This window comes from Thiohalobacter sp. IOR34, from assembly GCF_030406045.1.
Taxonomy (GTDB): Bacteria; Pseudomonadota; Gammaproteobacteria; order Thiohalobacterales; family Thiohalobacteraceae.
Genome location: NZ_CP128988.1, coordinates 1404042 through 1423364, shown reverse-complemented (window position 1 = coordinate 1423364; position 19323 = coordinate 1404042). Strand labels below are relative to the sequence as shown.

General features: G+C 65.1%; 18 protein-coding genes and 2 tRNA genes. 3 read left to right on the top strand and 17 right to left on the bottom strand.

Annotated features, from left to right (window positions below):
* Positions 1 to 28: 28 nt before the first annotated feature.
* Positions 29 to 1111, bottom strand: coding sequence for a 3-deoxy-7-phosphoheptulonate synthase AroG (gene aroG, locus QVG61_RS06550; RefSeq protein ID WP_289932590.1), 1083 nt, complete (start codon positions 1109 to 1111; stop codon positions 29 to 31).
* Between the two features lie 162 nt (positions 1112 to 1273).
* Between aroG and QVG61_RS06545 the strand changes: the two genes are divergently transcribed.
* Positions 1274 to 2713 carry an aldehyde dehydrogenase family protein gene (locus QVG61_RS06545; RefSeq protein WP_289932589.1) on the top strand — a complete coding sequence of 480 codons (1440 nt, stop codon included), beginning with the start codon at positions 1274 to 1276 and terminating at the stop codon, positions 2711 to 2713.
* Between the two features lie 598 nt (positions 2714 to 3311).
* On the opposite strand, the gene QVG61_RS06540 is transcribed toward QVG61_RS06545, so the two are convergent.
* The 12 genes from QVG61_RS06540 to QVG61_RS06485 form a co-directional block, all read right to left on the bottom strand.
* Complete coding sequence (locus QVG61_RS06540; RefSeq protein ID WP_289932588.1) at positions 3312 to 4052, bottom strand: VacJ family lipoprotein; 741 nt, start codon at positions 4050 to 4052, stop codon at positions 3312 to 3314.
* A gap of 447 nt (positions 4053 to 4499) precedes the next feature.
* Positions 4500 to 4576: transfer RNA gene (locus tag QVG61_RS06535), tRNA-Pro, on the bottom strand.
* A gap of 66 nt (positions 4577 to 4642) precedes the next feature.
* Positions 4643 to 4999: a MerR family transcriptional regulator gene (locus QVG61_RS06530; RefSeq protein ID WP_289932587.1), complete on the bottom strand. Its 357-nt coding sequence runs from the start codon at positions 4997 to 4999 to the stop codon at positions 4643 to 4645.
* On the bottom strand, positions 4977 to 5279 hold the full coding sequence (gene ihfA, locus QVG61_RS06525; protein WP_289932586.1) for an integration host factor subunit alpha: 303 nt from the start codon (positions 5277 to 5279) through the stop codon (positions 4977 to 4979). Before ihfA ends, QVG61_RS06530 begins: the two co-directional genes overlap by 23 nt.
* Positions 5280 to 5283: 4 nt before the next feature.
* Positions 5284 to 7662: a phenylalanine--tRNA ligase subunit beta gene (gene pheT / locus QVG61_RS06520; protein ID WP_289932585.1), complete on the bottom strand. Its 2379-nt coding sequence runs from the start codon at positions 7660 to 7662 to the stop codon at positions 5284 to 5286.
* Positions 7663 to 7852: 190 nt separating this feature from the next.
* Entirely contained in the window at positions 7853 to 8872 is a 1020-nt protein-coding gene (gene pheS / locus QVG61_RS06515) for a phenylalanine--tRNA ligase subunit alpha (protein ID WP_289932584.1), read from the bottom strand.
* 104 nt (positions 8873 to 8976) lie between these two features.
* Positions 8977 to 9333 carry a 50S ribosomal protein L20 gene (gene rplT / locus QVG61_RS06510; RefSeq protein ID WP_289932583.1) on the bottom strand — a complete coding sequence of 119 codons (357 nt, stop codon included), beginning with the start codon at positions 9331 to 9333 and terminating at the stop codon, positions 8977 to 8979.
* A 16-nt stretch (positions 9334 to 9349) separates the two neighbouring features.
* Positions 9350 to 9547, bottom strand: a complete 198-nt coding sequence (gene rpmI / locus QVG61_RS06505; protein ID WP_289932582.1) for a 50S ribosomal protein L35 — start codon at positions 9545 to 9547, stop codon at positions 9350 to 9352.
* Positions 9548 to 9628: 81 nt separating this feature from the next.
* Positions 9629 to 10150 (bottom strand): translation initiation factor IF-3, encoded by a 522-nt coding sequence (gene infC / locus QVG61_RS06500; protein WP_289932733.1) that lies wholly within the window; start codon positions 10148 to 10150, stop codon positions 9629 to 9631.
* 3 nt (positions 10151 to 10153) lie between these two features.
* Positions 10154 to 12085, bottom strand: a complete 1932-nt coding sequence (thrS, locus tag QVG61_RS06495; protein WP_289932581.1) for a threonine--tRNA ligase — start codon at positions 12083 to 12085, stop codon at positions 10154 to 10156.
* A gap of 97 nt (positions 12086 to 12182) precedes the next feature.
* Positions 12183 to 12259, bottom strand: a tRNA-Val gene (locus QVG61_RS06490).
* Positions 12260 to 12733: 474 nt separating this feature from the next.
* Complete coding sequence (locus QVG61_RS06485; RefSeq protein ID WP_289932580.1) at positions 12734 to 13219, bottom strand: hypothetical protein; 486 nt, start codon at positions 13217 to 13219, stop codon at positions 12734 to 12736.
* Between the two features lie 302 nt (positions 13220 to 13521).
* Here QVG61_RS06485 and QVG61_RS06480 point away from each other — a divergent pair, with 302 nt between their 5' ends.
* Complete coding sequence (locus tag QVG61_RS06480) at positions 13522 to 15186, top strand: hypothetical protein (protein ID WP_289932578.1); 1665 nt, start codon at positions 13522 to 13524, stop codon at positions 15184 to 15186.
* Positions 15187 to 15194: 8 nt separating this feature from the next.
* Complete coding sequence (locus QVG61_RS06475) at positions 15195 to 15827, top strand: hypothetical protein (RefSeq protein ID WP_289932577.1); 633 nt, start codon at positions 15195 to 15197, stop codon at positions 15825 to 15827.
* A gap of 18 nt (positions 15828 to 15845) precedes the next feature.
* Here the strand turns inward: QVG61_RS06475 and rfbB are convergent, their stop codons facing one another.
* Genes rfbB through rfbA form a run of 4 tightly spaced genes read right to left on the bottom strand, consistent with a single transcriptional unit; the run spans position 15846 to position 19199 of the window.
* Positions 15846 to 16907, bottom strand: a complete 1062-nt coding sequence (gene rfbB / locus QVG61_RS06470) for a dTDP-glucose 4,6-dehydratase (protein WP_289932576.1) — start codon at positions 16905 to 16907, stop codon at positions 15846 to 15848.
* Positions 16904 to 17764 (bottom strand): dTDP-4-dehydrorhamnose reductase, encoded by an 861-nt coding sequence (gene rfbD / locus QVG61_RS06465; RefSeq protein WP_289932575.1) that lies wholly within the window; start codon positions 17762 to 17764, stop codon positions 16904 to 16906. The genes rfbB and rfbD overlap by 4 nt, the downstream gene beginning before the upstream one ends.
* A complete protein-coding gene (rfbC, locus tag QVG61_RS06460) occupies positions 17761 to 18321 on the bottom strand; it encodes a dTDP-4-dehydrorhamnose 3,5-epimerase (protein WP_289932574.1) in 561 nt (186 codons plus the stop codon). The genes rfbD and rfbC overlap by 4 nt, the downstream gene beginning before the upstream one ends.
* Positions 18318 to 19199, bottom strand: a complete 882-nt coding sequence (gene rfbA, locus QVG61_RS06455) for a glucose-1-phosphate thymidylyltransferase RfbA (RefSeq protein ID WP_289932573.1) — start codon at positions 19197 to 19199, stop codon at positions 18318 to 18320. The genes rfbC and rfbA overlap by 4 nt, the downstream gene beginning before the upstream one ends.
* Between the last annotated feature and the right edge of the window lie 124 nt (positions 19200 to 19323).

Sequence of the window (19323 nt, the reverse complement as noted above, 5' to 3'; positions counted from 1 at the left end):
GTGACTCACTCGCGAAAGGGTGATTGGTTCAGGAAGCGGCGGCGCTGCTCGTGCTCTGCCGGCGCTGGCGCACGGCCTCGGCCAGTTGTTCCAGCAGGGGCACGCTGTCCTCCCAGCCGATGCAGGCATCGGTGATGCTCTGGCCGAAGGTCAACGGCTCGCCAGGCTTGGCATCCTGGCGGCCAGGCAGCAGGTGACTCTCGATCATGGCACCGATGATGCGGCGGTCGCCGGCGGCGATCTGCGCCGCCACGTCCTTGCCCACTTCCAGCTGTCGCTGCGGCTGCTTGAGGCTGTTGGCATGGCTGAAATCGATCATGATCCGCGGTGCCAGGCCGGCAGCCTGCAGCTCCTCTGCAGCCTGGGCCACGGAGGCAGCGTCATAGTTCGGCTGGCGGCCGCCGCGGAGGATGATGTGGCAGTCCTCGTTACCGGCGGTGGAGAAGATGGCCGAATGCCCCTCCTTGGTCAGCGACAGGAAGTGATGCGGCCGCGAGGCGGCGCCAATGGCGTCCACCGCCACCCGCAGGGTGCCGTCGGTGGCATTCTTGAAGCCCACCGGGCAGGACAGGCCGGAGGCCAGTTCGCGGTGCACCTGGCTCTCGGTGGTACGGGCGCCGATGGCCCCCCAGCTGACCAGGTCGGCGACATACTGGGGGCTGATCAGGTCGAGGAACTCGGTGGCCGCCGGCACGCCCATCTCGTTGAGGTCGAGCAGCAGTTTGCGGGCCCGGCGCAGTCCCTTGTTGATCTCGAAACTGCCGTCCAGGTTGGGATCGTTGATCAGTCCCTTCCAGCCGACGGTGGTGCGCGGTTTCTCGAAATAGACCCGCATCACGACCAGCAGATCGTCCGCCAGCCGCTGGCGCAGCTCGGCCAGCCGCCGTGCATACTCCAGGGCCGCCTCCGGATCGTGGATGGAACAGGGGCCAATGATCACCAGCAGCCGGTCGTCCTCACCCTGCAGGATGCGATGGATGTCACGGCGCGTCTCGGACACGGTACGACCGGCCCTATCGCTGATCGGGTATTCTTCGTGCACCTGGGCCGGAGGCGTGACCTCCTTGATCTCGAGGATACGCAGGTCGTCGGTAGGGAACTGGTTGCTCATGCGCGCTGTCGGTAGATCGCCGGCCCGCCGCCCGCAAGCGGCAGGACAACTCTCATCAAAGGGTTGATACCTGGGCCTGAACCCGCTAAAAGCAGAGCATTATCCCAGATTCCGCCGCCCCTGTCAGGGCCATCCACGAACACTACAAGAAAGGAACCCGCGATGACCGACCACCACCCTCTCATGGTTCCGGACGCCGGACCGGCCAGCGGCCGCCTCGAGGTCCGGGCCCCCTTTGACGGGCAGCTGATCGCCACCCTGGACACCGCCGATGCGGCTGTCGTGGAGCGTGCCCTGGCCCGGGCCCATGGCCTGTACCAGGACCGTGATGGTTGGCTGCCGGTCGCCGAGCGGGCCGCGATCCTGGAACGGACCGCCCGGCTGATGGGTGAACAGGCGGAGTCCCTGGCGCTGGAAGCAGCGCGCGAGGGCGGCAAGCCACTGCTCGACTCCCGCATCGAGGTGGCACGCGCCATCGACGGGGTGCGCAACTGCATCGAGGTATTGCGCAGCGAGGCCGGTCGCGAGATCCCCATGGGCATCACCCCGGCCTCGGCCGGCCGTCTGGCCATGACCCACAAGGAGCCGCGCGGGCCGGTGGTGGCGGTCAGCGCCTTCAATCACCCGCTCAACCTGATCGTGCATCAGGTCGGCCCGGCCGTGGCCGCCGGCTGCCCGGTGATCGTCAAGCCGGCCGAGGACACGCCGCTGTCCTGCTACCGCTTCGTCGCGCTGCTGCGCGAGGCCGGCCTGCCCGACGCCTGGTGCCAGGCCCTGGTGACCAGCAGCCCCGAGGTGTCGGAGCGGCTGGTCTGCGACCAGCGGGTCGCCTTCTTCAGCTTCATCGGCAGCGCCCGGGTCGGCTGGATGCTGCGCTCGAAGCTGGCGCCCGGCACCCGCTGCGCCCTGGAACACGGCGGCGTCGCGCCGGTGTTGATCGAGGCGGATGCCGACCTCGAGGACGCCCTGCCGCTGATCGCCAAGGGCGGCTTCTACCATGCGGGCCAGGTCTGTGTCTCGGTGCAGCGGGTTTTTGCCCCCCGTGCCCGGGCCGCGGCGATCGCCGAGGGGCTGGCCGTGCTGGCCGGGAAAATGCGGGTCGGCGACCCGACCGACGCGACCACCGAGGTCGGCCCGCTGATCCGCGAACGCGAGGTACAACGGGTGCATGAATGGGTGCAGGAAGCCGTGGCTGACGGTGCCCGCCTGCTGTGTGGTGGCAAGCCGCTTTCCGCCAGCTGCTATCCGCCGACGGTGCTGCTCGATCCACCGGCCGAGGCCCGGGTCTCGCAACAGGAGGTATTCGGACCGGTGATCTGTGTCTACGGCTGCGCCGATACCGCCGAGGCCATCGAACGGGCCAACGCCCTGCCCTATGCCTTCCAGGCGGCGGTCTTCACCCGTTCACTGGATGCCGCGCTCGACGCCTACCGACGGCTCGACGCCTCGGCGGTGATGGTCAACGACCACACGGCCTTCCGCGTCGACTGGATGCCCTTCGCCGGGTTGCGCCAGTCCGGCCTGGGGGTGGGCGGCATCCCGTACAGTTTCAACGATATGCAGATCGACAAGCTGCTGGTGATGCGCTCGTCCGCCTTGTGATGGGATAGCCACGAAACCCGCGAACCCCACGAAAAGGTTTTTGTGATTCACGGCGCCGCGCGAAGCGCGTGCGCCCGATGCTTCCGAGGGCTGGCACTGCCTGCCGTAGAAGCAATCGCCAGGCCAGGCTTCCGGCGGCAACCCCGATCGCGGCCGGGAGGCCGCTCCTAGGGCCTGTTAACACTATCCCAATGGGCTCTGTTGCACCTGAAAAAGCGCCAATCAAGGCGCGAGGAGAGAGGTTTGGTGACTCCAAATGAACGACGAGCAACGCGGAGTGGCGCTTTTTCAGGCGCAACCCGGAGGGCTGGGGCTCTTTTCCCGCCCAGCGGCGTTATCATTCGCTCATGTAGACTGACTACATTTCGCTCATTCTGCCTTGCTGGACGGAAAAAGAGTCCCAGCAGAACCCATTGGGATAGTGTTAACAGGCCCTAGCAAGGCATGGCGGAACCCTTGCGTAGGAGCGGTCGCCAGGCCGCGATCGGGGGCGGCAATGCCTATCGTGGCAGCGCCCGGTGATGCTGCGTAATTTGGCATTGCCACGGTGCGCGCTGTCCAGCCTGCAAGACCAGAATCCTTTCCATGGATTTCGCGGCTATTCTTCGTCGTCGAACTCGGGCGGCGGCGGGTTGCCGTCGTGGATGCGGTTCCAGCGCAACTGGCGGTAGGCCTCGCGAGTGAACAGGTAGCGGTCGAGGGCACCGGTGTCGCGGATCTTGCTGGCGGCCAGCAGGCGCGAGCGGTCGTCGACCAGGCGCAGCGCGGCCAGGCCGTTGCGTTCCCGCATCTCGTCATGGCGGGCTACCGGATCCAGGGCGTAGTCCCCGAACAGGCCGATGCCGTCACGCACGTTGCTGGGCCCCAGGAACGGCAGCACCAGATACCAGCCCTCGCCAAAGCCCCAGCGGGCGAAGGTCTGGCCGAAGTCCTCCTGGTGCTTGGGCAGACCGAAGGAGGTGGCGACATCGAACAGGCCAAGCAGGCCGAAGCTGCTGTTGAACACGAAGCGCATGCCATCCTCTGCGCCCTGGCGGAACTTGCCCTGGAGGATGTCGTTGGTGACCGTCAACGGTTCCTCGAGGTTGCTGAAGAAATTGCCGACGCGGTTGCGCAGCGGGCCGGGCACGACCTTGCGGTAACCCCTGGCGGCGGGTTTGATCAGGGCACGGTCGACCTTGTCGTTGAAGCTGTCGATGACCCGGTTGATGGGTTCCAGAGGATCGCTGACCTCCTCCTCGGGAGGGGTCAGGGCGCAGCCGCTGGCCAGGGCCAGCAGCAGGGCACAGAACAGCGGTCGCATCTGCCGCCGGCGGGAGGCCATCGATTCGTCCGTCATGGCTACTGCTCCTTGTTCCTGCAGGTCGTTTGTTCTCGGCACGCTAGCCCGGATATTGCATCAAGGATTCGATTCTCAGGGCGGAGCTGGCAAAGCAGCTTGGTCGATCGCCCGTAGAAGCATAGCCATAGCTATGGTTCAAGGGGGATCGGCCAGGATGCGCAGCCAGATACGTCCTGAAATCGAATAGGCACAAACCGTACCCCGCCACGAGGGCCTATTTGCGAGCCTCCTGGCCTTGTATGCCAGCCTGCACTCCGATCATGCGGGCCGCCTTGGTGCAATATCCGGGCTAGGCGCCACTTGTTGTCGATGTAAGCGGCAACGGCCGTCACCGGAGAAACTTGAACCAGCCCCTGCCATGCCAAGTATGGCATGGCAAAGGCAAAAGCAGGAGTGACAGACGGCCGGCGCAAGGCTGCGCCAGTGAGGGTGAGACCTGTGATTTGGTCGGGGCGAGAGGATTCGAACCTCCGACCACCGCAACCCCATTGCGGTGCGCTACCAGACTGCGCTACGCCCCGATGATTTGAGCCTGGACAGGCGTCCAAGGTTGGGCATGATACCCGAACTTGCCGGCGAAGGGGAAATCAGCGCCGCAGGATCTGCAGCAGCTCTTCCAGCTCCGTGCGGATCTGGCGCACGATCTGCTGGCTCTGGGTGATGTCTTCCTTGGCCTCCTCGCCGGAGAGGCGCTGGCGGGCACCGCCGATGGTGAAGCCCTGTTCATAGAGCAGGCTGCGGATCTGACGGATCATCAGCACGTCGTGACGCTGGTAGTAACGCCGGTTGCCACGTCGCTTGACCGGCTTCAGCTGTGGGAATTCCTGTTCCCAGTAACGCAGCACGTGCGGCTTGACGCCGCACAGCTCGCTGACCTCACCGATGGTGAAATAGCGCTTGCCCGGTATCGCCGGGAGATCGTTATTGTTGCTGGCTTCCAGCATAGGCCTCTACCCGTGACTTGAGCTTCTGGCCCGGGCGAAAGGTCACCACCCGTCGGGCCGTGATCGGAATCTCTTCCCCGGTCTTGGGGTTGCGGCCGGGCCGCTCGTTCTTGTCGCGCAGATCGAAGTTGCCGAAACCCGACAACTTGACCTGGTTTCCGGTTTCCAGCGCGCAGCGGATTTCTTCAAAGAACATTTCGACCAGTTCCTTGGCCTCGCGCTTGTTCAGTCCCAATTCCTCGAATAATTTTTCTGCCAGATCGGCCTTGGTGAGCGCCATAGATTCAGTCTCTCAAGCTTGCCCCGAGTTCATCCTGCAGTACGGCCGTCACCCGTTCCACGACCGCCTCCACGTCCTGATCTGCTAGTGTGCGCGAGGAATCCTGTAGAATCAAGCCCAAAGCGATGCTTTTTCGTCCGGATTCTACTCCCTCACCCTGATAGACATCGAACAGCAGCAGCTCCTTCAGCCACTCGCCGGCGCTGGCTTCGACACGAGCGCGGATCGCCTGGGCCGACACCCCGGCATCCACCAGGAAGGCGAGATCGCGGCGGACCGAAGGGTAGCGAGAGATGGGCTGGAAGACCGGCTTGCGGGCGAGCTGCAACGCTGCCAGCTCGATCTCGAACAGCAGTATGCCGGCCGGAAGGCCCAGATCCCCCGCCAGCCGTGGGTGGAGTTCACCCAGCCAGCCAGCCCTGCGCCCCCCGTGGCGGATGGCCGCGCTGCGCCCGGGGTGCAAGGCCGGATGGGCCTCGGCGACGAACTCGAAGCACCCCGCCCTGCCACCGAGGGCCAGCAGCGCCTCGACGTCACCCTTCAGGTCGTAGAAATCGAGACCCGCCTTCTCCGCCCCCCACTGCTCTGGCCAGCGGCTCCCGTAGGCAACACAGGCCAGCATCTTGTCCTGTTTTATTTCATCAGCTTGTCTTTCAAACCTAAGACCTTGCTCGAACAGCAGCACGCGGCCCTGCTGGCGATTCAGATTGTGTTCCAGCACCTTGATCAGGCCCGGCCAGAGGCTGGTGCGCATCTCCGACATCTCGGAAGAGATGGGGTTGGCCAGTGCCACGCCCGGCACCCCCGGATTGAGCCGGGCCTGCAGGTCCGGGTCGACAAAGCTGTAGGTGATCGCCTCCTGGTAGCCGCGATCCACCAACAGGGTGTGGATCCGCGCCGTCTCCACTCTCTCCTCCGACAGCGGTGCCATCTCCAGGCGCCCGCTGGGCAGGGTGCTCGGCAACCGTTCATAGCCGTAGACGCGGCCGACCTCCTCGATCAGGTCGGCCTCGATGGCCAGATCGAAACGATAGGTCGGGGGGTGCACCCGCCAGCCGTCGTTCAGCGGCTCGATCCCGCAGCCGAGGCGAACCAGGATGTCGCTGACCTCCTCGCGCGGCAGTTCCAGGCCGAGCAGGCGGGTGATCCGCGTCTGGCGCAGATGCACCGCCTCCGTCTCCGGCAGATGGTCGGCGTGACTGACCTCGGTCACCGGCCCCGGCGTGCCGCCGGTGATGGCCAGCAACAGGCCGGTGGCCCGCTCCAGCGCCCGGCGCTGCAGGCTCGGGTCGACACCGCGCTCGAAGCGGTGTGAGGAATCGGTCTGCAGCCCATACTGGCGGGCCAGCCCAGCGATGGCGGTGGGCGCAAAAAAGGCACACTCCAGGAAGACGTCACGGGTCTCAGAGGTCACCGCCGAGGCCTCGCCACCCATCACCCCGGCGATGGCCAGCACCTGGCTCTCGTCGGCGATGACCAGGGTGTCGTCGCTGAGCTCGACCCGTTTGCCGTCGAGCAGGTTCAGGGACTCGCCCTGACGCGCATGGCGCACCTCGATGCCACCGCTCAGCCGGCCGAGGTCAAAACCGTGCATCGGCTGGCCGAGTTCGATGAGCACATAGTTGGTGACATCGACCACGGGGCCGAGGCTGCGCAGACCGCTGCGTCGCAGCCGCTCCTGCATCCACAGGGGGGTTGCAGCCGCCGGATCGATGCCCTGGATCACCCGCCCCAGGTAACGTGGGCAGGCCTCGGCCGCGTTGACCCGCACCGGGAAACTGGCCTCCGTGGCCGCTGCCACGGGATGGATCTCGGGCGTCTCCACCGCGCAGCGGTTCAGCAGCCCTACCTCGCGGGCAATGCCGGCGATACTCAGGCAGTCCCCGCGGTTGGGGGTGAGATCGACCTCGATCAGGGCATCGTCGAGATCCAGCCAGCTTCGGAGATCCTCGCCCACCGGGGCATCGGCCGGCAGCGCCATCAGGCCGGCATGATCCTCGGACAATCCCAGCTCGCGGGCCGAACAGAGCATACCGAAGGACTCCACACCGCGCAGTTTCGCCTTCTTGATCTTCAGGCCACCCGGCAGGACACCGCCCACCAGGGCCGTCGGCGCCTTCATGCCGGCATGGACATTGGGCGCGCCACAGACGATCTGCAGCGGCGCCTCCTGGCCAACCTCGACCCGGCAGACCCGCAGCTTGTCGGCATCGGGATGCGGCTGCACCTCCAGCACCTCGCCAACCACGACCTTTTCGAAGGCCGGCGCCGCCGGCTCGATGCTGTCCACCTCAAGGCCAGCCATGGTCAGCTGTTCGGCCAGTTGCTCGGTCGACACGGGAGGATTGACCCATTCCCGCAGCCAGTGTTCACTGAATTTCATGATATCTGTCTCGTCAGCTCAGTAGCGCGGCGGGCGGTGCCCGCCCTGCTTCAAGGAGATAGCCACGGAACCCACGGAAAACCCGGGAAAGGCACCAGGATTCACGGCACCGCGCGCTGCGCGTGCGCCGCAATAAACATTTCCGTATTTTCCGTGGGTTCCGTGGCCATCTTTCATCGAATCTCGAATTTCAACGGAACTGGCGCAGGAAGCGCAGGTCGTTCTCGAAGAACAGGCGCAGGTCATTGACCCCATAGCGCAGCATGGCCAGGCGCTCCACGCCCATGCCGAAGGCGAAGCCGGTATAGCGCTCGTTGTCGATGCCGACCTGTTCGAACACCTTGGGATGCACCATGCCGCAGCCCAGCACCTCCAGCCAGCCACTGAGACTGCAGACCCGGCAGCCCTTGCCGTTGCAGATCACGCACTCCATGTCGACCTCGGCCGAGGGTTCGGTGAAGGGGAAATAGGACGGCCGGAAACGCACCCCGAGGTCACGCTCGAAGAAGTGGCGGAGAAAATCGTCGAGGATGCCCTTCAGCTCAGCAAAGCTGACATCGGTGTCGACCAGCAGGCCCTCGATCTGGTGGAACATCGGGGTGTGGGTCAGATCGGAATCGCAGCGGTAGACGCGGCCGGGGGCGATGACCCGCAATGGCGGCTGACGTTCCTCCATGACCCGGATCTGCACCGGTGAGGTATGGGTACGCAGCACGGTATGCGCGTCGAAATAGAAGGTGTCGTGCATGGCCCGCGCCGGATGGTGGGGCGGGATGTTGAGGGCCTCGAAGTTGTGGTAGTCGTCCTCGATCTCCGGTCCCTCGGCGACCTCGAATCCGAGCTGGGCGAACAGGGCCTCGATGCGCATCAGCGTGCGGGTCACCGGATGCAGCCCACCGAGCCGCTCGCCACGCCCCGGGAGGGTGACGTCCAGCGTCTCCTCCGCCAGGCGACGCTGCAGGACCTCGTTTTCCAGCGTCGTCTGGCGCGCCTCGATCTGCTGCTGCAGGCGCTGCTTGGCCCGGTTGATCTCCTGGCCTGCCGCCTTGCGCTGCTCCGCTGGCAGGCTGCCGAGCTGCTTGAGCTGGGCGGTCAGGCTGCCCTTCTTGCCCAGGTAGCGAACCCGCACGGCATCCAGCGACCTCAGATCAGCGGCCGCGGCGATGGCCTGCTCGGCCTCTTCGATCAGTTGTTCAAGTTCTGCTTGCACGGCTCATCCCATGTTCAGCCAAGCGGAAAAATAAAAAAGGGAAGGCACACGGCCTTCCCTTCTCGACTTGCCGCGCGCCACCCGCGCCGGGCGGGTGCCGGCGCTCAGCCCAGGCTGGCCTTGGCCTGCTCGGCAATGGCCGCGAAGGCCGGCTTGTCGTGGACGGCGATGTCGGCCAGCACCTTGCGGTCGATCTCGATCCCGGCCTTCTTCAGGCCGTTGATCAGCCGGCTGTAGGACAGGCCGTTCTCGCGGGCACCCGCATTGATGCGGGCAATCCACAGGGCGCGGAACTGACGCTTGCGCTGCCGGCGATCGCGGTAGGCGTACTGGCCGGCCTTGATCACCGCCTGCTTGGCGACCCGGTAGACCTTGCGTCGGGCGCCGTAGTAACCCTTGGCCTTGTTGAGGACCTTGTTGTGCCGCGCGCGGGCGACAACACCACGTTTTACTCGTGCCATCGTTTATACCTCCCGCTTACGCATAGGGCAGCATGCGCCGCACCATGGCCGCGTCTGCCTCGTGGATACGGGCAGGGCTGCCGAGCTGGCGTTTCCGCTTGCTGCTCTTCTTGGTCAGGATATGACGACGATGCGACTGGTTACGCTTGAACCCGCCCTTCGCCGTCCGCTTGAAGCGCTTCGCGGCGCCCCGGTTGGACTTCATCTTCGGCATTTCGGTAGAACTCCGTATTTGCGGATGCCTGAACTGGCAGTGGCATCCGGATTTCAGTCATGGCGGCCAGCCAGCGGCCGTCTACTTCTTCGGGGACATCACCATGACCATCTGCCGGCCCTCCATCTTCGGAAACTGTTCCACCGTGCCGTACTCTTCCAGGTCGTTCTTGACCCTTTCGAGCAGGTCGCGGCCGAGTTCCTGATGGGCCATCTCGCGGCCACGGAATCGCAGGGTCACCTTGACCCTGTCCCCGTCCTGCAGGAAACGTATCAGGTTGCGGAGTTTGACCTGATAATCCCCTACGTCTGTGCCAGGCCGGAACTTGATCTCCTTGACCTGGACCTGTTTCTGCTTCTTCTTGGCGGACTGCTTGCTCTTGTTCTGCTCGAAGCGGAACTTGCCGTAGTCCATGATGCGGCACACCGGTGGTTCCGCATTGGGTGAGATCTCCACCAGATCCAGCCCGGCCTCCGATGCCAGTTCCAGGGCCTTGTCGAGGGGCATGACACCGACCTGCTCGCCCTCTTGGTTGATGACCCTGACCTCGGGGGCCAGGATGCGGTCGTTCACCCTGTACTTGTCTTTTCTTGGTGCAGCGATGCTTCAGTCCTCCAAAACAGTACGGCCGTGACTCGCGATCTCTGCGGCGAGACGATCGGCGAAGTCGCCGACGGGCATGACACCCAGGTCCTCACCGCCACGCGTGCGCACGGCCACGGTACCGGCTTCAGCCTCCCGGTCGCCCACGACGAGCAGATAGGGGACACGCTGAAGCGTGTGTTCGCGGATTTTAAAGCCGATCTTCTCGTTTCTCAAGTCCGAAATGACCCGGATACCCTGATTTTTCAAGGATTCTTCAACTTTTTTCACCGCCGGGGCCTGCCGGTCGGTGATATTCATCACCACGGCCTGTACCGGGGCCAGCCAAGCGGGCAGCTGGCCGGCGTAGTGTTCGATCAAAATGCCGATGAACCGCTCCAGCGAACCGAGGATGGCGCGGTGCAGCATGACCGGCACCTGCTTGCTGCCGTCCTCGGCGATATAGTGGGCCCCGAGCCGCGCCGGCATGGAGAAATCGAGCTGGATGGTGCCCAGCTGCCAGACCCGGTTGAGGCAGTCGCGCAGCGAAAACTCGATCTTCGGCCCGTAGAAGGCGCCCTCCCCCGGCTGCAGTTCCCACCCCAGATCCTTGTGGTTGAGCGCATCCTCCAGGGCCTGCTCGGCGCGGTCCCAGAGTTCATCGTCGCCGACCCGCTGCTCGGGACGGGTGGAGAGCTTGATCAGCACCTCGTCGAAGCCGAAATCGCGGTAGACCTCGAACAGCAGATCGATGAAGGCCGACACCTCGGAGAGGATCTGCCCTTCGGTGCAGAAGATGTGGGCGTCGTCCTGTACGAAGTTGCGCACCCGCATCAGGCCGTGCAGGGTACCGGAAGGCTCGTTGCGGTGGCAGGAGCCGAACTCGGCCAGCCGCAGCGGCAGATCGCGGTAGCTCTTCAGGCCGTGGTTGTAGATCTGCACGTGGGCCGGGCAGTTCATCGGCTTGATGGCATAGTCGCGGTTCTCGGAGTGGGTCACGAACATGTTCTCGTGAAACTTCTCCCAGTGGCCGGACTTCTCCCACAGGCTGCGGTCGATGATCTCCGGGGTGTGCACCTCCTGGTAGCCGTGCTCGCGCAGCTTGGCGCGGACATAGTTCTCGATCTCCAGATAGAGGGTCCAGCCACGGTCGTGCCAGAACACCATACCCGGCGCCTCTTCCTGGCTGTGGAACAGGTCCATCACCTTGCCCAGCTTGCGGTGGTCACGCTTTTCGGCTTCCTCCAGGCGATGCAGATAGGCCTTGAGCTCCTTCTTGTTGCGCCAGGCGGTGCCGTAGATGCGCTGCAGCATCTCCCGGCTGGAATCGCCGCGCCAGTAGGCGCCGGCCACCTTCATCAGCTTGAAGCCCTTGTCCAGCTTGCCGGTGCTCGGCAGGTGCGGGCCGCGGCAGACGTCGAACCAGTCGCCCTGGCGGTAGATGGAGACCTCCTCGCCTTCCGGAATGATGTCGCGGATGATCTCGACCTTGTATTTCTCGCCCAGCTCCTCGAAGACCCGGATCGCCTCCTCGCGGTCCCAGACCTCACGCCGGATGGGCAGGTCGCGCTTGACGATCTCGTGCATGCGCTGCTCGATCTTCTTCAGATCCTCCGGGGTGAAGGGCTCGTCACGGGCGAAGTCGTAGTAGAAGCCGTCCTCGATCACCGGCCCGATGGTCACCTGGGTCCCGGGGTAGAGCTCCTGCACCGCCTGGGCCATGACATGGGCCGCGTCGTGGCGCATCAGCTCCAGGGCCTCCTCGTCCTTGCTGGTGACGATGGCCAGCTCGGCATCCTGGGTGATGGTATGGGAGGTGTCCACCAGCCGGCCGTCGAGCTTGCCGGCCAGGGCGGCCTTGGCCAGGCCCGGACCGATGTCGGCCGCCACCTGGTGCACCGTGACCGGCTGCTCGTAATGGCGCTGCGAACCGTCGGGAAGGGTGATGGTGGGCATGTCGTTGTCTCCAGTGGTGACCGATACGAGGGGCCACATGTTTCCGCAAGTCAATGAAAATGGGGCCGGAGTTGCGCGCTCCGGCCCCAATAATGATTGGTAGGCGCGATTGGACTCGAACCAACGACCCCCACCATGTCAAGGTGGTGCTCTAACCAGCTGAGCTACGCGCCTGAAGTCGTAAGCGACGCATTATAGGTGCTGTGCCGGCGGTGTCAATCATGGGGCAGGCGTTCCTAGCCCGGATATTGCACCAAGGATTCGATTCTCAGGGCGGAGCTGGCAAAGCAGCTTGGCCGATCGCCCGCGGAAGCATAGCCGTAGCTATGGTTCAAGGGCGATCGGCCAGGATGCGAAGCCAGATGCGTTCTGAGATCGAATAGGCGCAAACCGTACGCCGCCGTGAGGAGCCATTTGTGAACCTCCCGGCCTTGTATGTCAGCCTGCACTCCGATCATGCGCGCCGCCTTGGTGCAATATCCGGGCTAGGGCCGGAAACGGCCCGGTCCGCCCCCTTCTACGGGGGAGCCGGACCGGGCGCAGGGGCACTGCAGCGGTGACCTCAGAAGGCGGGCTTGGTGAAGCCGCTGGCTGCGATGCGCGCCTCGATCGAGGCATAGCTCCCGGTGCCCATCAGATCGGGGCTGGTCACCTCCAGATCCGAAGAAGGCGGGCTTGGTGAAGCCGCTGGCTGCGATGCGCGCCTCGATCGAGGCATAGCTCCCGGTGCCCATCAGATCGGGGCTGGTCACCTCCAGATCCGAAGAAGGCGGGCTTGGTGAAGCCGCTGGCTGCGATGCGCGCCTCGATCGAGGCATAGCTCCCGGTACCCATCAGATCGGGGCTGGTCACCTCCAGATCCGAACTGGCTTCATCGATGGCGCCGTTGAGGTTCCGGTCGTACCAGAAGGTGCCACCGCCGGCATAACTGCAGGAATCGGTGGGAGCGTAGAGGATATCTGCGTCACCTGTCGGCTGGAGCCATTTGCCACTGACCGAATCGAACTGCAGCGCCTGACGCTGGGCATAGCTGTGCAGGGTTCCGGTTCCCGGGCCACTGGTGCCCGGCCCAGCGGCGGCGCGGAAGCCTCTGTCCGCAGCGGGTCCGTTGGCCCGCCGGTTTGCGGCAGCCACGGGCTGTCGATGGAAAAAGATGGCCGTTCAAGTTCCGCTTGCCGACGCCGTTACATCCCCTGTCGGCAGGCGCGGACGCCGCGGGAAGCTTCGCGGCACCGCCAGCCTGGTTACCTGCCCCGCACAGATGGACCCAAGGAGGTCAACATGAAAGGGAACAGATTCGTACGCGGCCTGGCCGCAATCCTCGTGGCTCTCGCCCTGACCACCGGTCTCAGCGCCTGTGGTGGCGGCGGTTCCAGCAGTTCGTCCGGCTCCTCCGGGGGCATTTCCGGTAGCGCCAGTTAAAGGAGTACAGCGCCATGAAAATGTTTACAGGAATGAAACACCGTCTCGCCGGCTTCGGCCTGGCCGTCGCCCTGACCCTGGGCCAGCTTCCGGCCGCCCTGGCGCTGACCGCCGATGAGACCTATACCGTGGTCATCTCGCAGATCGAGAGCGACGGCTCACTGACCACCCTCAGCTCGACCAGCGCGACGGCCGACAGCAGCGGCAAGATCTCCTTCAGCCTGAGCAACCTGCCGACCGCCGATGAGACCCATTTCGTGCTGCTGCAGGTCAAGGACAGCAGCGGCAGCGTGGTGCGTCAGGGCATCGCTCCCGCCCCCGGCGCAGACGAGACCAACCAGGTGGGTGTCAACTCGCTCTCCGATGTTCAGGCCGATGCCCTGCGCACCTCCATGACCGACAACAATACCGACGATCCGCTGGCGGCAGCCTTCGGCCTGGTGTTCGTCCGTTCCGACAGCCTGTCCGACAGCGACATTCCCGGTCTCAGCCAGATGATGGCCACGGCCATCCGCGGCAGCGACGGCATGGAGGCCTTCCTGCTCGCCAACGGCGTCAGCGCCAGCGAGCTGAGCACCTTCCAGGACCGGATCGTCTACAACAGCACCTCGGGCAGCAAGGACCTGTCGGACTATGTTGCCTATTTCAAGCAGGCCGTGGACAACGGCGACAACGACGACCTGGCCAAGGCCGGCGGACTGATGGGTGACATCCTCATCGACGCCGGTGCCGCCGCGGGCATCGAGCCCCAGCTACTGATGGCGGCCTTCGAGGCGGCCGGCGATGCCACCGGTCTGGATACGGCGATGGCCTCGCTGTCCAGCAGCTTCCAGGGTTCCGTGCAGTCCGCGGTCTCCGGCTTCATGACCCGGGTGGGCTCGGTAGTGATCAAGAAGGAATACACCGAGGCGCTCAGCACCCTGGGTGGCAGCACGGACCTGATCACCCGCTTCAACACCGGGGTACAGAACTTCATCACCGCCCAGCAGGCCATCGACACCCAGTACGGCCAGTATTTCATGGACCCTGCAGGCTACCTGGCCGCCAATCCGACACTCACCGAGTCCCAGGTCCAGCTCGCCATCAGCGCTGCCTTCGACTCTGCCTGGTCTGACTTCCAGACCGCGATCCGCTCCTCCAACGCCGAGATCACCGACATGAAGAGCAAGGTCGCCCAGGCGATGGGCGTGTCGGTAAGCAGCCTGCCCTCGGATCTGGGCCAGGAGTACGACTTCAGCGGCAACGCCGTCAACTGGCCGATCCCGCAGACGGTGGCCGTCAGCTGGGTGGCGGATGCGCTGATCGCCGGCGGCGACTTCAGCTATACCCGTGACACCACCACGGTGCCGAGCAACATGAGCTGGCTGGACAGTGACGACGATCCCACCAACGGCAGCGATATGACACGGCACGACTTCACGGCCAGCATGCCGGCCGAGTTCGCCGCCCTCATGGGGCTGATGGAAGACGTGCAGATCGTGGAGATGAGCCGCTATGCCATCTGGGACAGTGGCGCCACCCCCACGGCGACGCAGCGCCAGCAGGCACGGCTGGACTTCCTCAGCCGCCTCTCGACCCTGGCCTCGCTGATCAGTGGCACCACGGACGGCTCGACGGCCATCAGTTCGAGCGAGAAGCAGGCACTGATCAAACTGATGATGCAGCCCAGCCTGCACTGAGCCAAGGCATGAGTGTCCTGTACACGACCACCGCCCCCTTCTGGGGGCGGTTTTGTCTGGGTCTTCTCCTCTGGCTGGGTGTCGGCCTGTCGGTCTGGGCCGGGGAATCGACCTGGGTACTGCGTGGCACCCTGGTCATGGACGGAGAGTCCGGCTATGCCATTCTCGAACCGCCAGGCAGCGGCACCCAGCACTGGCAGCGGACCGGCGGCGAGATCCTGCCCGGGCTGCGGCTCGCCGCCGTCTATCCGGATCATGCCATCGTCATCGACCAGGGCGAGCGGCGGCGCATCGAGTTCGGCACCCGGCTGGAGCGCCGCGAACCGCCCGTCGCCGGTGCCTATCGCATCGATCTGGCGCGGCTGCCGGAGATCGCGACCCGCGTGGACATCATCCCCCACCAGCAGGACGGCAAGGTGGTCGGCTACTACACCAACGAGGTGCCGGATGAACTACGCAGCGAGATCGGGCTCCGGCCGGGCGACCTGCTGAAGCGGATCAATGGCGTGGCCCTGGACGGGAGCTTCAACGAGGCCCGCTTTCTTGGCATGCTTCACAGTGGCAGACTGGAACTGGAGGTGCTGCGCCAGGGGCGGACCGTGCAACTCGTCTACCTGACCGGAGAACGGACGGGCGGCTGAGCCACGTCCGAGGGTGGCTCAGTCCGCCGCCACCAGCCCGTCGTACTGGCGTGCACAGTAGTTCCGGTATTCGCCATCCCGCACCCGTTCCCACCACGCCTGGTTGTCCAGGTACCAGTTTATGGTCTGCTCGATGCCGGTCTCGAAGCTGTACTGGGGCCGCCAGCCGAGTTCATCGATGATCTTGCCGGCATCGATGGCATAGCGCCGGTCGTGGCCGGGGCGGTCCTTGACGTAGGTGATGAGTTCGGCCTTGGGCTTGCCGCCGGGGCGCAGTTCGTCCAGCCGCTCGCAGACCCGTTTCACGATGTCGATGTTCGCCCACTCGTTGCAGCCGCCGATGTTGTAGGTCTCGCCCGGGCGGCCCTTCCGGATGACGGCGTCGATGCCCCGACAGTGGTCGGCGACATGCAGCCAGTCGCGGATGTTGAGCCCATCGCCATAGACCGGCAGCGGCCTGTCTTCCAAGGCGTTGATGATGACCAGCGGGATGAGCTTTTCCGGGAACTGGTAGGGGCCGTAGTTGTTGGAACAGTTGGTGGTCAGCACCGGCAGGCCATAGGTGTGGAACCAGGCCCGCACCAGGTGATCCGAGGCCGCCTTGGAGGCGGAATAGGGACTGTTGGGCGCGAAGGGCGTGGTTTCGGTGAAGGCCGGATCATCGGGACCCAGCGAGCCGTAGACCTCGTCGGTGGAGACATGCAGGAAACGGCAGCCGGTGTCGCCCGCCCAGGCCTTGCGGGCCGCCTCCAGCAACGTGTAGGTGCCGTGGACGTTGGTCTCGATGAAGGCTTCCGGGCCGCTGATCGAACGGTCGACGTGGGATTCGGCGGCGAAATGCACCACGGTGTCGATCCCCTCTTCCTCGAACAGCCCCTCGACCAATCTGGCGTCGCAGATGTCGCCGTGGACGAAACGGTAGTTGGGAGAATCGTCGACGCCACGCAGGTTTTCCAGGTTGCCGGCGTAGGTCAGGGCATCGAGATTCACCACCCGGTCCTCCGGATGGTTTTCAAGCCAGTAACGAACGAAGTTGGAACCGATAAACCCGGCCCCGCCGGTGATCAATAGCGTCTTCATAATATCTCTTTCAGCATGCGTTCCAGGCTTTGCCGCCAGTGGGGGATGTCGTGGTCCAGCAGCCCGCGGATTTTCCGCTTGCTCAGCACCGACCAGGGCGGCCGCTTCGCGGGCGTGGGGAAGTCGCTGGTGGGGATCGGCCGCACGCCCCTGGCCTTGACCGGGAAGCCCAGCTCGCGGCCGAGGCCCAGGATGCTCTCGGCGAAATCATACCAGGAGGCGACGCCCTCGTTGGTGAAGTGCCAGGTGCCGCTGGCACCGGCCCCGATCAGCGCCCGGATGGCCGTGGCGATGTCGGCGGTCCAGGCAGGGGTGCCGACCTGGTCGTCCACCACCCGCAGTTCCTCCCGCTCGGCCGCCAGGCGCAGCATGGTCTTGACGAAGTTGTGCCCGTGCGCGCCATAGACCCAGGCGGTGCGCAGGATGACGGCCTCCGGCAGCACCTCGCGCACCGCCTGCTCGCCCTCCCACTTGGACTGGCCGTAGACGCCCAGCGGGTTGGCGGCGTCGTCCTCCCGGTAAGGGCGGGACTGTGCGCCATCGAAGATGAAATCGGTCGAGACGTGCAGCAGCCGTCCGCCACTGGCCCTGACGCCCTGGGCGACCGCCCGGGCCGCGTCCCGGTTGATCCGGAAGGCCAGCTCGCGCTCTTCCTCGGCCTTGTCGACCTGGGTATAGGCGGCGCAGTGGATCACCCAGTCCGCGCCCTGGGCGGCGATACCCTCGGCGACCCTTTCCGGACGGGAGAGGTCGAGTTCGGCCCGGTCGATGCCGACGGCCTCTTCGCCCGCTGCCTGCAGCATCAGCAGCAGCTCCCTGCCCAGTTGCCCGGCCGCGCCGGTGACCAGAATCTTCATGCCCCGGCCTCATACACGGGAAGGACATCGTCCATTTCGCCCAGCAGGCCGTTTTTCGCGTCTTTCTCCGAGATCAGGAAATCGCGGGCCGGCCAGTCGATGCCGATGGCCGGGTCGTTCCAGAGGATGCCGTGCTCGTCCTCCGGGGCGTAATAGTCGGTGCATTTGTAGAGAAAGTCGGCCGACTCGCTGAGCACGCAGAAGCCGTGGGCGAAGCCGGGCGGCACGTAGAACTGCCTGTGGTTGTCGCCGGAGAGTTCGATGCCCACCCATTGGCCGAAGGTCGGCGAGCCCTTGCGGATATCCACCGCCACGTCGAACACGCTGCCGGACACCACCCGCACCAGCTTGCCCTGCGGCTGATTGAGCTGATAATGCAGACCGCGCAGCACGCCGCGCCGGGAACGGGAGTGGTTGTCCTGCACGAAGGCCGCGTCCAAGCCCTGGGCCGCGTATTTTCTGGCGTGCCAGGTTTCCAGAAAAAAGCCGCGCGCGTCGCCGTGCACGTCCGGCTCGATCACCAGCACCTCGGGAATGGCGGTGGGCGTGATCTTCATGGCTGGTATCCGTCTTCCGCCAGCACGTCCATCAGGTAGCGCCCGTAATTGCTCTTGTTCAGGGGGCGGGCCAGGGCCTCCAGCTCGGCGGCGCCAATGTAACCCATGCGGTAGGCGATTTCCTCCACGCAGGCGATCTTCAGGCCCTGGCGCTGCTCGACGGTCTCGATGAAGGTCGCCGCCTGCAGCAGGGATTCGTGGGTGCCGGTATCCAGCCAGGCGGTACCCCGGCCGAGCCGCTCCACGTGCAACTGGCCCTGTTCGAGATAGCGGTTGTTGATGTCCGTGATCTCCAGCTCGCCGCGGGGGGAGGGCTTGAGCGCCCTGGCCATCTCCACCACCTGGTTGTCGTAGAAATAGAGCCCCGTCACCGCATAGTGGGAACGGGGGTGCGCCGGCTTTTCCTCGATCGACACGGCGCGCCCCTCTTCGCCAAACTCGACCACCCCGTAACGTTCCGGATCCTGGACCCGGTAGGCGAACACGCTCGCGCCCTGCCGGCGGGCCGCCGCGCTGGCCAGGTTGGTGCCGAGTCCGTGGCCGTGGAAGATGTTGTCGCCCAGGATCAGGCAGCAGTTCGAATCGCCGATGAACGCCTCGCCGATGAGAAAGGCCTGCGCCAGCCCCTCCGGCCTCGGCTGCTCGGCATAGGCCAGGTTCAGGCCGAACTGCGAGCCATCGCCCAGCAGGCGCTGGAACAGGGGCAGATCCTCCGGCGTGGAGATGATGAGGATATCCCGTATCCCCGCCAGCATCAGCGTCGACAGGGGATAGTAGATCATCGGCTTGTCGTACACCGGCATCAGCTGCTTGCTGACCGCCCGGGTCAGGGGGTACAACCGGGTGCCGGAACCACCGGCGAGGATGATGCCTTTCATTTACAGGGTCTGCCACTCGTTGTTATTGGAACCGGCCCACGCCCTGTGGTCAGCATCGCGGCATTGCTTACCCCGGAGGGGACGGCTTCCGTGCATGATAGCCAAGAGCGGGGCCAAAAGCAGC